The 15,495-nt window shown below is 36.4% G+C and carries 13 protein-coding genes; 10 read left to right on the plus strand and 3 right to left on the minus strand.

Annotated features, from left to right (window positions below; all coding sequences use genetic code 11):
* Positions 1-412 precede the first annotated feature (412 nt).
* The 5 genes from exaC (at position 413) to HF876_RS14545 (ending at position 5,583) form a co-directional block, all read left to right on the plus strand.
* Complete coding sequence (gene exaC / locus HF876_RS14525; RefSeq protein ID WP_169360771.1) at positions 413-1,933, plus strand: acetaldehyde dehydrogenase ExaC; 1,521 nt, start codon at positions 413-415, stop codon at positions 1,931-1,933.
* A 23-nt stretch (positions 1,934-1,956) separates the two neighbouring features.
* Entirely contained in the window at positions 1,957-2,316 is a 360-nt protein-coding gene (locus HF876_RS14530) for a DUF779 domain-containing protein (RefSeq protein ID WP_169360772.1), read from the plus strand.
* 284 nt (positions 2,317-2,600) lie between these two features.
* On the plus strand, positions 2,601-4,016 hold the full coding sequence (locus HF876_RS14535) for an alanine/glycine:cation symporter family protein (RefSeq protein WP_169360773.1): 1,416 nt from the start codon (positions 2,601-2,603) through the stop codon (positions 4,014-4,016).
* 525 nt (positions 4,017-4,541) lie between these two features.
* Positions 4,542-5,129, plus strand: coding sequence for a DNA-3-methyladenine glycosylase I (locus HF876_RS14540; protein ID WP_240949782.1), 588 nt, complete (start codon positions 4,542-4,544; stop codon positions 5,127-5,129).
* Positions 5,130-5,334: 205 nt separating this feature from the next.
* Positions 5,335-5,583: a hypothetical protein gene (locus tag HF876_RS14545; protein WP_240949783.1), complete on the plus strand. Its 249-nt coding sequence runs from the start codon at positions 5,335-5,337 to the stop codon at positions 5,581-5,583.
* Between the two features lie 276 nt (positions 5,584-5,859).
* Here the strand turns inward: HF876_RS14545 and HF876_RS14550 are convergent, their stop codons facing one another.
* On the minus strand, positions 5,860-6,555 hold the full coding sequence (locus HF876_RS14550) for a hypothetical protein (protein WP_169360776.1): 696 nt from the start codon (positions 6,553-6,555) through the stop codon (positions 5,860-5,862).
* Between the two features lie 95 nt (positions 6,556-6,650).
* Here HF876_RS14550 and HF876_RS14555 point away from each other — a divergent pair, with 95 nt between their 5' ends.
* Both HF876_RS14555 and HF876_RS14560 read left to right on the plus strand, forming a co-directional pair.
* Entirely contained in the window at positions 6,651-7,160 is a 510-nt protein-coding gene (locus tag HF876_RS14555; protein WP_169360777.1) for a DUF421 domain-containing protein, read from the plus strand.
* A gap of 81 nt (positions 7,161-7,241) precedes the next feature.
* Positions 7,242-8,381, plus strand: coding sequence for a zinc-dependent alcohol dehydrogenase (locus tag HF876_RS14560; RefSeq protein ID WP_169360778.1), 1,140 nt, complete (start codon positions 7,242-7,244; stop codon positions 8,379-8,381).
* Positions 8,382-8,637: 256 nt separating this feature from the next.
* Here HF876_RS14560 and HF876_RS14565 read toward each other — a convergent pair whose 3' ends face one another.
* Both HF876_RS14565 and HF876_RS14570 read right to left on the minus strand, forming a co-directional pair.
* A complete protein-coding gene (locus HF876_RS14565) occupies positions 8,638-9,546 on the minus strand; it encodes an EamA family transporter (RefSeq protein ID WP_169360779.1) in 909 nt (302 codons plus the stop codon).
* Positions 9,547-9,711: 165 nt separating this feature from the next.
* Positions 9,712-10,887: an MFS transporter gene (locus HF876_RS14570; RefSeq protein ID WP_169360780.1), complete on the minus strand. Its 1,176-nt coding sequence runs from the start codon at positions 10,885-10,887 to the stop codon at positions 9,712-9,714.
* A gap of 374 nt (positions 10,888-11,261) precedes the next feature.
* Between HF876_RS14570 and HF876_RS14575 the strand changes: the two genes are divergently transcribed.
* The 3 genes from HF876_RS14575 (at position 11,262) to HF876_RS14585 (ending at position 15,147) form a co-directional block, all read left to right on the plus strand.
* On the plus strand, positions 11,262-11,447 hold the full coding sequence (locus tag HF876_RS14575; RefSeq protein WP_169360745.1) for an SE1561 family protein: 186 nt from the start codon (positions 11,262-11,264) through the stop codon (positions 11,445-11,447).
* Between the two features lie 117 nt (positions 11,448-11,564).
* The gene (locus HF876_RS14580) at positions 11,565-13,094 is read left to right on the plus strand and encodes a fumarate hydratase (RefSeq protein ID WP_277347133.1); all 1,530 of its coding nucleotides are present in this window, start codon (positions 11,565-11,567) and stop codon (positions 13,092-13,094) included.
* 151 nt (positions 13,095-13,245) lie between these two features.
* Positions 13,246-15,147: a heavy metal translocating P-type ATPase gene (locus HF876_RS14585; RefSeq protein WP_169360781.1), complete on the plus strand. Its 1,902-nt coding sequence runs from the start codon at positions 13,246-13,248 to the stop codon at positions 15,145-15,147.
* Positions 15,148-15,495 lie beyond the last annotated feature (348 nt).

The following is a 15,495-nucleotide window of genomic DNA, read 5'->3' on the forward strand; positions in this document are numbered from 1 at the left end:
AAATATTTGTGCCAAGGTGGCTGTTGTTGATCTTATGAAATGGGCGAACGCTCGACTAGAGGAAAAAAACCTACTTTATGGAATGATTCATAGGCTCATTAGAAACAGCATTAGGAATTAATTAAACTGTATAAAAATACATGTATATTCATTTTTCAACTGTTATAAAACACATATACTCTCCCTTATCTTATTAGCTTAATCTTGTTATAGACCAACTACTTATGGCAATTTGTAGTAATAAAACCAATTGTATATTTTCAATATTAAAAAGAAACTTTTATTTTAAAATGTGAATAAAAATTGAAAATTCATCTTGCATTCTTTTTTTAATTGGTGCATGATTTGATTATTGCTACAACGTCGTCTGACGTCTAGCAAATCGCACTATAAAAATTTGGGGGTAAGATATATGATTTATGCTAATCCTAATACTGCTGGTGCAGTAGTTGATTTTAAAGAACGTTATGATAACTTTATCGGTGGAGAATGGGTAGCTCCAGTTAATGGAGAGTACTTTGATGTAGTTTCACCACTTACCGGTAAAGTATTTACTCAAGCAGCTCGCTCCACTGAAGCTGACATTGAGCTTGCATTAGATGCTGCTCATGCTGCTAAAGGTGCTTGGGCTCAAACATCTGTAGCTTATCGCGCAATTATTTTAAACAAAATTGCAGATCGCATGGAACAAAACCTAGAAAAAATTGCAGTTGCTGAAACTTGGGACAATGGTAAAGCAGTTCGTGAAACATTGAATGCTGACATCCCACTAGCAATTGACCACTTCCGTTATTTTGCAGGAGCTATCCGTGCTCAAGAAGGTAGAATCAGCCAGATCGATAACGATACTGTAGCATACCACTTCCACGAGCCAATCGGTGTAGTTGGACAAATTATTCCTTGGAACTTCCCATTATTAATGGCTGTTTGGAAAATCGCTCCAGCTTTAGCTGCTGGTAATACAATCGTTATGAAGCCTGCTGAACAAACACCTGCTTCATTAATGGTCCTTTTAGAGCTTATTCAAGATATTTTACCAAAAGGCGTTTTAAACGTTGTAAACGGTTTCGGTGCAGAAGTTGGGAAACCACTTGCAACTAACCCACGTATTCAAAAAGTAGCATTCACTGGTTCTACTGGTGTTGGTCGTTTGATCATGCAATATGCAACTGAAAATATTATCCCTGTAACATTAGAGCTTGGTGGTAAATCACCTAACGTATTCTTCGAGGATGTTATGGATGCAGATGATGAGTACTTAGACAAAGCAATCGAAGGTTTAGTATTATTCGCACTTAACTCAGGTGAAATTTGTACTTGTCCATCTCGTGCACTTGTTCAAGAATCAATCTATGAAAAATTCATGGAGCGTGCATTAGAACGCATTAAAGCAATTAAAATTGGTAACCCACTTGATACAGAAGTTATGATGGGTGCTCAAGCTTCTAACCAACAATTACAAAAAATTCTTTCTTATATCGAAATAGGTAAAGAAGAAGGCGCTGAATTGTTAATCGGTGGAACTCAAAATAAATTAGAAGGTGACCACGAAGGCGGTTACTATATTGCTCCAACAGTATTTAAAGGCGACAACAAAATGCGTATTTTCCAAGAAGAAATCTTTGGACCAGTACTTTCTGTTACAACATTCAAAGACTTTGACGAAGCAATGGAAATTGCTAACGATTCTGAGTTTGGTTTAGGAGCTGGTGTTTGGTCTCGTAACATTGACACTGCTTACCGTGCAGGTCGTGCAATCCAAGCAGGTCGTGTTTGGACAAACACATATCACCAATACCCAGCACATGCTGCATTTGGCGGTTACAAACAATCAGGTATCGGTCGCGAAAACCACTTAATGATGCTTGAGCATTACCAACAAACAAAATGTATGTTAGTAAGCTACAATAAATCTGCAATGGGCTTCTTCTAAGAAGTTAGAAATGAGATGACAGAATGGTAGAACGCATCGTAGCAACGGATAAAGCTCTTGATCTAATTCAAGAGCTTGAGGCAAAGCATGGGGCAATTATGTTCGTACAGTCTGCTGGCTGCTGCGATGGTTCTGCTCCAATGTGCTATAAGCAAGGTGACTTCTATATAGGAAGTCGTGACTTGCTTCTTGGTACTGTTGGAAATGCACCATATTATATGCATCAGTCCCACTATACTTATTGGCAGCATACACAGCTAATATTAGATGTTGTTGATGGCATGGGAGCTGCCTTTTCTCTTGAAAGTACAGAAGGAATTTCATTTCATATTCATTCTCGTGTATTTACAGATAAGGAAAGAGCAGAGCTATCTCCTCTTTAACTAATTTATGGATAAAAAGAGCTATCTTTTTATCCATATTTTTTTATATCTCCTGTACATATAATATATTTACGCTTTCCTCTTTGATTTTTTTGTTATAAAATTATTAGTAATTGTAATATTGCAGTTAGTAAATAAAGAGTTGGTTTTTATAAACCAGCTCTATTTATTTATCCAGCACATTTCACTTTATTCTTGTGAGGTGTTATAGAATAGCGTAATAAAAGCAATCTATATATCAAGATTACATAATAAGCGTTACCGATTTTTAGGAGGAATTAATAATGGATTTGTTTGAAAGCATGTTACAGGATGTGAATAATGCTTTATATTCCTACATCCTGATCGTACTCTTAGTAGGAGTGGGATTGTTTTTTACAATAAAAACTAGATTTATTCAGATTAGATTAATACCAGAAATGTTCCGTGTTGTTTCGGAAAAAGCCACGATCGATAGTACAGGAAAAAAAGGTGTTTCCTCCTTTCAGGCATTTACAATATCAGCTGCCTCTCGCATAGGGACTGGTAACATTGCTGGGGTTGCAACGGCTATTGCACTTGGTGGTCCTGGAGCTATTTTTTGGATGTGGATGATCGCTATTATCGGTGGAGCATCTTCTTTAATTGAAAGCACTTTAGCACAAGTATATAAAGTAAAAGATGGTAGAATGTATCGCGGTGGTCCAGCCTATTACATGGAAAAAGGCTTAAACAAGCGGTGGATGGGAATTCTCTTTGCAGTGGTTATCTCCCTCACCTATGGCTTTGTATTCAACGCGGTACAAGCTAATACAATTACTATTGCATTTGAAGAAAGCTTCGGATCAAGCCGAGTAGTAGTTGGAGTTATTTTATCTATTATTACTGCTGTCATTGTTTTTGGTGGTCTTAAACGTATAGTTAGCGTTACGCAAATTTTAGTACCAGTTATGGCAATAGCATATATTGCAGTTGCTCTTCTTGTAGTATTTTTGAATATTAGTGAGCTACCAAATGTATTCATCCTTATATTCAAATCTGCTTTTGGCTTCGAAGAGGCTTTTGCTGGTATGGTCGGAGCTGCTATCATGAATGGGATTAAACGAGGGTTATTCTCAAATGAAGCTGGTATGGGTTCTGCGCCAAACGCAGCTGCTACTGCGTCAGTAACTCACCCTGTAAAACAAGGGCTTATTCAAACACTCGGTGTATTTATCGATACAATCATTGTTTGTACATCAACTGCTGCTATTGTTTTAATGAGCGATGCGTACCTTCATTCAGAAGCTGCCTCGGTCAACCTGACACAAGTTTCTTTAGTTGATAATTTAGGTGGCTGGGCAGGTACATTTTTAGCTATAGCTATATTCATGTTTGCCTTCAGCTCAGTAATAGGGAATTACTACTACGGGGAAACGAACATCGGTTTTATCAAGGAATCTAAAACTATGCTGCTTATTTTCCGTGTGCTAGTAGTGGCTTTCGTTATGTTTGGTTCTGTTGCAAAAGTTCAGTTAGTTTGGGACTTAGCGGATCTCTTTATGGCTGTAATGGCAATCATTAACCTGTTAGCTATTTTAATGCTTTGGAAGATTGCTAAACGTGTTATTAATGATTATGTATCACAACGTAAAAAAGGTTTAGATCCTGTATTCTACAAGAAAAATGTTCCTGACATTGGAGAAGTAGAGTGCTGGGGCGATGAAGATAAAGATCGATAATATGGAATAACAAGAGCTTTGAAAATACTACGAACAGTAGAATTTTCGAAGCTCTTTTTTTCAAAGGCTATGTTATAGGGTTGGGCTGATTTATGGTGCAAAGAAATCACTAAATGAGAAAGTAGAATTGATTTTTCGCACCAGCCGGGCTCTTTCCTTGGAGTAAGCAATCAGCCATCACCCCGAGGAAAGCGCGTGGTTGTTTTGTCTGATCTGTTTCCCACATCTAGTAGGAGTCGCCGTCTGGTGCTTTATAAATTTACACTCCTAAACTAAGCCAAAAACTGTCACTCCCCCTAATTTATAACCTACTTATGTTCTTAATAGTCATTTGAATCATCACTTTTGTAATGTTTATAGTCACATAAAAAAGAATTCTTTAATCAAAATCAACTATTAACTTTAACAAAGCTATTTCAAAAGGCTTTTTTCATATACACTCTAGTCTATATATATTGCTATTTTTCTGAATTTACCTTACAATAAAAATAGAATATACGTTCCCTTTTAGAAAGGTTGATGACATTGGTTACTAGATGTGCGTGGGTGGTTGGAAAAGATCCTTTATACTTAGACTATCATGACAATGAATGGGGCGTTCCTATTTATGAGGATAGGCTATTATTTGAGATGTTATGCTTAGAAGGAGCTCAAGCTGGTTTGAGTTGGTGGACAATTCTACAGAAACGAGATAATTATCGTCAAGCATTTGATCACTTTGATGCTCATAAAATCATTCAATACACTGAGGATAAAATTCAATCTCTCCGAGAAGACAGCGGGATCGTCCGAAATCGTTTAAAAATACTTAGTGTGTTGACAAATGCACATGCATTCCTCCGAATTCAAAAAGAACATGGATCTTTTTCTAATTACATTTGGAGTTTTGTAAATGGAACCCCTATCCTCAATCATTGGACTTCTATAAATGAAGTCCCTATCTTCAATGAGCTAAGCGATACAATGAGTAAGCGTCTTAAAAAGGATGGCTTTGTATTTGTAGGAAGTAAAGTCTGTTATTCGTATATGCAGGCAGTTGGAATGATCAATGACCATACAATTGACTGTCACTGTCATCCTTCTATGAAGTTGGAAAAAGATGAAGCGCTATAGAATTATTTATCCTCTAAAAAAGCTTACGAAAAATAGGTTTGAGAGCTTAGTTTTATATTTTTTATGAGGGAACTTTTTGGTGACATGATACAAACTATAAATAACAAATTAATTGATTTAAGGGAGATAAACAATGAAAATTAAAATGCTCATTTTTCTAACATCTTCGAAAGAACAAATAGAAAATAATAGGACTCAAATGGTAATGAAAACATTTGAATCAACGATTCGACCTGTTAAAGGAGATATAATTGATGACCCTGGATTTGACGCAAGATTTCATAATGGATATGAGGTTGTGAAAGTTACTATAAATTATGAGACAAATGAATGCTATGTATCTCTACATCCACTTGCAAGTAATTTAGAGGAAATTTGTATCAATGACTATATAGACAAACTTGCAGCAAATGAGTGGCGTATTGTTTCAAAAGAAGAATTATTAACCTACTAAAAGAGACAGACTTACCCCATTACCATTTCTGTCGTCGAGTGCGATTATTCAACTGAGTAAATTCATTTATAAATTCTCTCTGTTTGGATTGTCCCGATTTCAGTGAGTTTTAGGGGATGAGTGAAACAGATAACCCATCACAATACGAGCGTAAGCTATGGGTGATGGCTTATCGCTCCCCCTTCCCCGCGAAGAAGCGTCCGCCAGAGCGGAAATCAATTCTACTTATTCATATAAAACTCAAGTAATTGCGAAATTGACTCAATTAGTATTCTCTTATACATCATAGAAGTCATTCGTGAGTCTATTCATATATTCTACTTCGCTTTCCCCAACAGCCTGGGGATGCTTTTCCATTAGTATGGGAGTAAGCTTAGACCATAGCACGTCCATTATATAGATGTCCCTATCAAAAACGTTGTCTAGTTCCTCTAAAGTGATCCCTATACTATTCGCATATAGCTTCTTCTCTTCTGGCACTACAGCTTTTACATTTTCCTCTATAAAACTTGTTACCTCTGATTTAGTAACTTCAATATTATACTTTTTCTTAGCGATATCAATTGCTAATAAGTTCTCTTCCACATAGTATTCGGCATATGCCTTTAGTTCTTCACTATTATACTCCTGATTGCCTATAACACGCTCTACCTTTAAGCGAAACTCCATTTTATCTGCATTAAAATAGTTAGCAAGATCTTCTTTTGTACCTCTCTCTATTTCACTTTGAACTGAGAAGCTCGGAATCTCATTTAGGACTTTTGCAATTGCTTCATCTAATTTTTTATAATCTAATTCAACAATATCTTCTTCGTGGTCATGGCCCTCGTGATCATCGTGATTGTGGTCGTGTTCCTCATTTACTTCCTCCGTTATATCAGTTTCAGTTTTGGTACTATTCTCTTTCTGACTACATGCCGCTAATATACAGGAAAGTATTAAAATTAACAAAAACATATAAAATTTTTTCATGAATCCACTCCTATTCTTTAAGTTGTTAGCATTCTTCATGTTTTATTTATATAGATGGTGGTAAAGAAAAATAAACATTTTTAGGAGGCTAATAATTGTTTGATTTAAACTGGATGGAAATTGGACGAATATTCTTGTTAGGCATAATGGCTTATATTTTCTTGATTATCTTATTAAGGGTAGCTGGTAAACGGTCACTTGCTCAGCTAAATGCTTTTGATCTTGTTATTACTGTTTCTATTGGATCCGTATTAGCTACTATCATGCTCGATAGTAAGATTTCCATTTTTGATGGGATAGCTGCATTATTTGTATTGGTAGCTTTACAATGGATTTTTTCTTTTAGTAGTAGGAAAAGTAATACATTTGATGATGTAGTTACTAGCGATCCAGCATTACTCTTTTACAATGGTAATTTTTTCGTTAAAACGATGGAGAAGGAACGAATTCGTAAAGATGAAATGATTCAAGCTGTTCGTTTAGAAAGTAATTTATCTATGGAAGAAGTCCGTGCTGTCATTTTGGAGCCAAACGGAGAGTTATCCATTTTACCTAATAATGAGAATGGAAAAGAAGATACTCTTAACAAAATAATAAAAGACTGATTCTTTCAAAAAAGAGTTTTTTTACCTTACTTAGGGTAATAATTATTATAGAAAAAGTACTTATTAATAGGAGGAGATCATTTGAAGGCTGTTACTTATCAAGGTGCAAAAGATGTTCAAGTAAAAGAAGTACCAGATGCAAAAATTGAAAAAAGCGATGATATTGTCGTGCGTATTACTACTACAGCTATTTGCGGGTCCGATTTACATATTTACAGAGGTGCAGTGCCAGCTCGTAAGGATTATGTAATTGGTCACGAACCAATGGGAATAGTTGAAGAAGTTGGCCCCTCTGTTACAAAAGTTAAAAAGGGTGACCGCGTTGTAATTCCTTTTAACATTTCCTGTGGTGAATGCTTTTATTGTCAAAATGAAATGGAAAGTCAGTGTGACAATTCCAATGAAAATCCGGTAATAGATTCCGGAGCATACTTTGGATTTACAGAACGATACGGTGACTATCCTGGAGGTCAAGCAGAGTATTTACGCGTACCATACGGAAATTATTTACCATTTAAAATACCTGAGTCTTGTGAGCTAGAGGATGAATCATTATTATTTCTCTCAGATGTTCTACCTACAGCTTACTGGAGCGTAGAGCATTCAGGTATGAAAGAAGGCGATACGGTCGCTGTTTTAGGATCAGGACCTATCGGATTAATGGTACAGAAGTTTGCTTGGATGAAAGGTGCTAAGCGTGTTATAGCTGTCGATCATTTACCATATCGTTTGAATCATGCTGTAAAGATGAATAAAGTTGAAGCGTATAACTTTGAAGAGTATGATCACATGGGAAAATATATTCGAGAAATCACAAATGGTGGTGTAGATGTTGTAATCGACTGTGTAGGTATGGATGGTAAAATGTCTACATTAGAAAAAGTTGGGCAAAAACTAAAACTCCAAGGTGGTACTTTAAGTGCCCTTGATATTGGAATTGATGCTGTACGTAAATTTGGTACAATTCAATTAACCGGTGTATATGGATCGAATTACAATATGTTCCCTCTTGGAAATATTTTCGAGCGAAATATTAATATTAAAACAGGACAAGCGCCTGTAGTACACTATATGCCAAAGATATATGAAATGATTACAAAAGGTGACGTTGACCCTACACAAATCATTACACATAGCGTTCCACTTGAGCAGGCTAGTGAAGCATATAAAATATTCCATGACCATGAAGAAGAAAGCATTAAATTTGTTTTAAAACCGTAATACAAACAAACGAGGCTGGGACATAAGCGTAATTTTCAAAAACAAGTAGCTTTTATCCCTAGTAAGCATCTGATAATCTTTAAATTGATTGCAGTGAAGGGGCGACTCCTGGGGGAACAGCACGAGTGAGAGACTACAGACTCGAGCCGTGCCCCCGGAAAGCGTACCCGGAATGGAAATCAATTTTCTTTATGCAAAAAAACACTATTTTCTCGATGAGAAAAATAGTGTTTTTTTAGTCTTGTCCTAGCATCTTTTATAGTTCATCTGCAATTCCTAATAGTGCAATTCCGACAATCACTACAATAATTACAGCATATTGCTTTTTCGTGAGCTTCTCCTTCAAAAAGATTCTGGAGAGTAGTACTGAAAAAATACTATATGAAGCAATGATTGGTGCTGCAATAATTGCATTTGAAGACATAGCAAATACATAAAAGAATTGACCTATTGTTTCTAAAATGGCAGCGCTTGTTTTATCTCGCTCTTTAAATATATTAAATGGAACCTTCTTAATAGCTTTTAGGTAGACAAAAGCAACAACAGCACAAATAAAGAATGTAAACTCATAAGCAAGTAGAGCTGCATCCTCTCCTATTAGACTAAGCTCATCTAAATACACAGCATCTGCAAAAGTGCCTAGCCCATCAATCAAGGCATATAAGATTGGGAAAATAATAGCCATAAAACCAATCGTGTATTTCGTATCTATCGTCTTAGGGTTTGCTTGAAGCACTTGTTTTTCCATTTGTTTTTCAAAGACGGCAAGTCCAATTACTCCTAGAGTAATGATAATAATTGAAATTATTTCTAATGCACTTAACGAATGCGTAAAGAAGATAAATAATAGAATGGTTGTAATAGCTCCGGATGAGTTTTGAACAGGCGATGCTATTGATAATTCTAAATATCTCAATCCTATATAACCAATAGCCATTGACAATATGTAAAGGGCCGACACAGGTAAGTATAACAACATATCCATTGGATCAAATTGAATACCCTTTAAGAGCATATAAAATGTTCCGTGGATTCCCATAACCAAGCCTACCATAACAACTATTTTAAGATGACTAAATTTATCCTTAGGGTCTGTTCCCTTTTTATAAAATAAGTCTGCTCCTCCCCATGCAAGGGCAGTTACTAGAGCAAATATAAACCACATAAATTGTTCTCCTTTTCTTTAAAAATCAAATGTAAATGAAGCTTTACAATTATAATAAATGAAACTTGAATGTCAATAGAATTGGGAGAAGTTAGAATAATAAATAAAATTAGACCACCATAGCTCCGTGAACTTTGGTGGTCTGAATCCATTTTTTGAAATTGGTTATACTGTATTGGAACGATTAGTTTTAGTAAAAAATATAATGATAGCCATTACGCCTAATAGTAGCGAAATAAGTAACAAAAAGCTGACTCCCTCAAATAATTGAATGAACAACCCACCAAAGAAAGGACCTGATAGACTTCCTAAGCTAAAAAATATACCACAAATTAAATTACCTGTTGGTAAAAGCTCTTTTGGTGTGAGGTCGGTCATATATGCAATTCCAAGAGAAAAAGTAGAACCTACAAAAGTTCCTGCTATGAAGAAAAATGTACCTACAATTATAGCAGAAGCCTCAAAAAAGCTGGCTAATCCGAATGTGATAGCACCCAATCCAAGCATACTATATAGCACCTGTCTTCTTCCAAGGCGGTCACTCAGCATACCAAGCGGTAATTGAGAGACTACACCACCAATAGAAAATGCAGCTAGAATATACGATAGATCACTAATTTCTATCGAATTTCGTAGCGCATATACAGGATAGATCGCATTTAAAGATGATTCTAAAAAGCCATAGCTAAACGGAGGGATAAAAGCTATCCATGCTACTCCAAAGGCTGCACCAAATCGTTTCCAAGTTCCATTTGCGGAGTTTGAAGAGGAAAAGGCTTCGGGCTTCTCATTCTTTATAAAAAACACCAATACCCATGCACATAAACATAAAAGTCCAGAAACGATAAAAGGAAGTCCTTCAAAAATTTCTACCAATTGAACGAACAAAGGACCAACTGCAAAGCCAACTCCAAAAGATAATCCATAGATGGCTATATTTCTTCCCAAACGATGCTGAGGAGAAAAACTTGTTATCCATGTTTGAGTAGAAAAATGAAGAGCATGATCACCAATTCCTATTAACAGCCGAAGGACAAACCAAAATGCAACACTTTTCCATAAAGGAAAAAGTAGAAGTGAAACGATAACTATAAGACCACCGACTACAATCATCGGCTTATATCCGTATTTCCGTAAGGGAAGCTCAATGAAAGGTGATATTAATAAAGTACCTATGTATAAACCTGTAGCACTTAACCCATTTAATGTAGCGCTTACCCCATCCTGCTCAAAAATTACAGAGATTAGTGGTAAAAGCATTCCTTGAGAAAAACCTGAAATTGAAACAATAATAACTAAAATTTTAAATCGTCTGCTCTCTGTAGCTGTAAATTGTTGCATAAGATAACCTCTTCACTATTTAATTTTCATACAGGTTATCATAACAAAAATTAGCTTTTCTATAAACAACAAAAGGCCCAGTCAATATCGTTTAAGATTGACTGAGCCTTTATATATTACTTATATCCTTGTGAGTATTCATAACTGCATTTGCGGCTATTTTGCCGGTGAAATGTCTGAACCGCCTCCTTCAAATGGTTAATTGGTTTTCGACTCTTCACTACGGCCTCCTTTCGTATAACTTAATGTTACTTTATCATATAAACTGAATAGTGTAAATATTTTAAATACACTAATTTATAAAATAACTCTTTTTACCTATCTTTTAAGTTCATCTTGTTATATTCTTATCTTATAAAGTGAGGTGTTTTTCTGTGGGCAAACAAATATCAAATTCAGAACAACAAGTATCTTATTTAAAAGACCGACTTCAAATGTTTTTAGAAGTACTTGATTCTATTGAACCTGAGACGACTAATTTAGAAGATATAGACAGACTTATTCAAATGATGGATGACTTAGAACTAAAAATGGAACAATTTAAAGACTCTAAGGAGTAGTATTTAAAGGCATCGGAAAATTATATTTCTGATGCCTTTTATACTGCTCTTTTTTTCATTCTTGTAAAATAGTATACTTGTTAATGTTTGTAACTACATTTAAAGGGGCATAACTAAATGCAAATGAGACAATTAGAGAAAAGTATCTATGAACTGATCACCGAGACTTCTACCAACTTACCTAAGGATGTAAGAAGAGCCATTCAAAAAGCAAAGGCTGCTGAAAATGAAGGCACTCGCGCTGCAATGAGCTTAGATACCATTACAAATAATATTCAAATGGCAGATGAAAATATTTCTCCAATTTGCCAGGACACTGGACTACCTACCTTCAAGGTAAAAACTCCAGTTGGGGTGAACCAACTAGAAATTAAGGAAGCTATTAAACGAGCTATTGTTGCTGCTACAAAAGACGCTAAGCTACGTCCTAACTCTGTAGACTCTATAACTGGAAAAAACAGTGGAGATAACTTAGGAGAAGGTGTTCCAGTAGTTAAGTTTGAACAATGGGAAAAAAATTACATAGAAATGAAGCTGATCCTTAAGGGTGGCGGATGTGAAAACAAAAACATACAATATAGCCTACCTACTGAATTAGAGGGGCTTGGTCGTGCAGGGAGAGACTTGGATGGTATACGTAAATGTATTCTGCATTCAGTGTATCAAGCTCAAGGTCAAGGCTGCTCAGCAGGCTTTATAGGCGTCGGAATTGGTGGAGATCGTTCTTCAGGATACGATTTAGCAAAGGAGCAGTTATTCCGCTCTGTAGATGATATAAATCCAAATGAAGATTTAGCAAAACTAGAAGCTTATATCGTAGAAAAAGCGAATACGTTAGGAATTGGAACAATGGGCTTTGGTGGGGAGGCAACTCTACTAGGTTGTAAGATTGGTGTCATGCACCGTATTCCTGCAAGCTTCTATGTATCAGTAGCATACAATTGCTGGGCTTATCGCCGTATGGCCATCAATATTGATCCTTCTACTGGAGATATTACAGAATGGCATTACCAAGATGGTGAAAAAATTGAGTTTAAAGATGAAGCTCAAAATGAAACACCAAAAAGAGTGGTCGAGCTTTCTGCTCCTATTACAGAAGAACAAATTCGCTCACTTCAAGTAGGCGATGTTGTTTCTATCACTGGACGTATGTACACAGGGCGTGATGCTATCCACCATCATTTAATGAGCCACGATGCTCCAGTTGATTTAGATGGCCATATTATTTATCATTGTGGTCCAGTTATGCAGAAGGACGAGGCTGGAAAATGGCATGTCCGTGCTGCAGGCCCTACCACCTCTATTCGCGAAGAGCCATATCAAGGTGACATTATGAAAAAGTTTGGCATACGCGCAGTTATAGGTAAAGGTGGAATGGGACCAAAAACACTAGCAGCCCTTCATGAGCATGGTGGTGTTTATTTAAACGCAATCGGCGGTGCGGCTCAATACTATGCAGACTGTATTAAAGACGTAGAAGGTGTTGATCTGATGGAATTTGGAATTCCTGAAGCAATGTGGCATTTACGTGTAGAAAACTTCACAGCTGTTGTTACAATGGACTCTCACGGCAATAGTCTTCACGCAGATGTAGATAAATCCTCATTAGAGAAATTAGCCTTGTACAAGGAACCAGTATTCGCTTAAATCAAATGGTTGACAGTTAAATTTCTCTAGATTATAATAATTATAAAGTAATACTTAATTTAATTAACTGGGTTTTCCTTAGTGAAAATCCAGTTTTCCTTTATTTTAGAGAGAAATAATAATGAAAATCAATATCAAGAGGAGGATTTAAATGTCAACTATAGAAGAAAAAAATACATTTTTATCTAAAGTAATGCCCCATATAGAACTAGTTGCAGCACTATTTTCTGGTCTTTTAATATTAATCGCTTGGCTTATAGGCAATTCAGGTTTTGAAATGGCCTCCATCATCTTCTACCTGTTAGCTTTTTTAATTGGTGGATTTGCTAAGGCTAAAGAAGGTATTGAAGCAACGATAAAAGAAAAAGAATTAAATGTAGAAATGCTAATGATTCTTGCAGCCATTGGTTCATCCATAATTGGTTACTGGACTGAAGGTGCGATTCTCATTTTTATATTCGCAGTAAGTGGTGCCTTAGAAACGTATACAATGAATAAAAGCAAAAAAGAAATCTCTTCGTTAATGGAACTCCAACCTGAGGAAGCATGGAAGCTTCAAGCAGATGGAAGTACTACACGCGTATCTATAAAGGATTTAATACTCGGTGACAAGCTTGTTGTGAAACCAGGAGAAAGAATTCCTGCTGACGGTATCGTCATTAATGGCTTAACATCAGTTGATGAAGCAGCTATAAGTGGTGAGTCTCTCCCCCTTTCCAAGAAGCCGAACGATACACTTTTTGCTGGTACAGTAAATTTAAGTGGTGCGATTACGATGGAAATGACTAAAACCAATGAAAATTCCTTGTTTCAAAAAATAATCGATCTTGTCCAAACGGCTCAAGATGAAAAATCTCCAGCCCAACAATTTATCGAACGATTTGAAGGATCTTATGTAAAAGTAGTTTTAATTGCTGTTGCAGTGATGATGGTTCTCCCTCATTACTTACTTGACTGGGATTGGACCACTACTTTTTATCGAGCAATGGTTTTATTAGTAGTTGCTTCCCCTTGTGCCCTTGTAGCATCCATCATGCCAGCTACGCTAGCAGCAATTTCAAACGGTGCAAAAAGCGGCATTTTGTTTAAGGGTGGAATGCACTTAGAAAATATAAGTGAAATGAAAGCTATAGCTCTAGATAAAACAGGTACCTTAACTCAAGGTAAGCCAGTAGTGACAGACTTCTTTGTACGAGATGACTTAGACCGACTATCAGCACTTAAATTGCTTGCTACCATCGAATCACAATCGAATCACCCGTTAGCTCAAGCAATTTCTACATTCGCATTTGCGGAAGGAATCAGCCAGCTACCAATTATTCCTATTGAAGACAAACCAGGATTTGGGCTAAAGGCTACTATAAATGACGAAGAAATCTTAGTCGGTAAACCTGAGTTTGTAAACAAAGACGAGGCTTTTGCATTCCAAGGAGGAGTTGCGGCTGCTCTAGCGGAGGAAGGAAAGACTGTAATATTTATGCGTGATAGTAAAGGAATAGCTGCCGCAGCTGCTTTGAAGGATACAGTTCGAGAGGAAGCTAAAGAAGCTATTAAGCTGTTACAATCACTAGGTATTAAAACAGTCATGCTAACTGGGGACAATGAAAAAACGGCAAATGTAATTGCTAAAGAAGCAGGAATTGACCAGTATATTGCGGAGTGTCTCCCAGAAACTAAAGTACAACACATGAAGGAGCTTTTAGCAGAGCATAAATTTGTTGGAATGGTAGGCGATGGGATTAACGATGCGCCTGCCTTGGCAACAGCAACAACTGGATTTGCAATGGGTGAAGGAACAGACGTAGCATTAGAAACTGCCGATGTCATTCTAATGAAAAATGATTTAAGCAAAATAGCATACGCTGTGAAAATGTCTCGAAAAATGCAACGAATCGTCAAACAGAACATTTTCTTTTCTATCACAGTAATCGCTCTTCTGATCATCTCCAACTTTTTGCAAGTAGTAGACTTGCCTATGGGTGTCATTGGACATGAAGGAAGCACCATTCTAGTTATTTTAAATGGACTAAGAATGTTAAATCGTAACATTTAAAGTTGTTCATAAAGTATCCGACCTTTCTAGGTTGGATACTTTTTTTATAGCTAATTGTTTGAAACACTTAGGATTGTAGGGGGCCATCACATAAACACCTTCTATGGGGAGAGATTTGGCTTTATGGGCGGATTGCTCCTTTTTATGGGACACTTAGGCCCTTCTTATGGGCGCAACCCTCTTTATGGGCGACTTATCACCTTTTATAGGACACTTCCCGCTAGTTTATGGGACACCTTCTACGCTTTATGGGACACTTAGACTCTTCTTATGAGAACGTATAAAATTTTGTGTAAATGACCATAACTTTCCTATAGGAGATGATCATTATGCAAAATTACGAAAATA

The sequence above is a fragment of the Psychrobacillus sp. BL-248-WT-3 genome, from assembly GCF_012843435.1.
GTDB lineage: Bacteria > Bacillota > Bacilli > Bacillales_A > Planococcaceae > Psychrobacillus.

What these genes read in the sequence shown, in the direction of transcription:
- exaC (WP_169360771.1), top strand. Translation starts at nt 413, where the DNA reads ATGATTTATGCTAATCCTAATACTGCTGGTGCAGTAGTTGATTTTAAA.
- HF876_RS14530 (WP_169360772.1), top strand. Translation starts at nt 1,957, where the DNA reads ATGGTAGAACGCATCGTAGCAACGGATAAAGCTCTTGATCTAATTCAA.
- HF876_RS14535 (WP_169360773.1), top strand. Translation starts at nt 2,601, where the DNA reads ATGGATTTGTTTGAAAGCATGTTACAGGATGTGAATAATGCTTTATAT.
- HF876_RS14545 (WP_240949783.1), top strand. Translation starts at nt 5,335, where the DNA reads ATGAAAACATTTGAATCAACGATTCGACCTGTTAAAGGAGATATAATT.
- HF876_RS14550 (WP_169360776.1), bottom strand. Translation starts at nt 6,555, where the DNA reads ATGAAAAAATTTTATATGTTTTTGTTAATTTTAATACTTTCCTGTATA.
- HF876_RS14565 (WP_169360779.1), bottom strand. Translation starts at nt 9,546, where the DNA reads ATGTGGTTTATATTTGCTCTAGTAACTGCCCTTGCATGGGGAGGAGCA.
- HF876_RS14570 (WP_169360780.1), bottom strand. Translation starts at nt 10,887, where the DNA reads ATGCAACAATTTACAGCTACAGAGAGCAGACGATTTAAAATTTTAGTT.
- HF876_RS14580 (WP_277347133.1), top strand. Translation starts at nt 11,565, where the DNA reads ATGCAAATGAGACAATTAGAGAAAAGTATCTATGAACTGATCACCGAG.
- HF876_RS14585 (WP_169360781.1), top strand. Translation starts at nt 13,246, where the DNA reads ATGTCAACTATAGAAGAAAAAAATACATTTTTATCTAAAGTAATGCCC.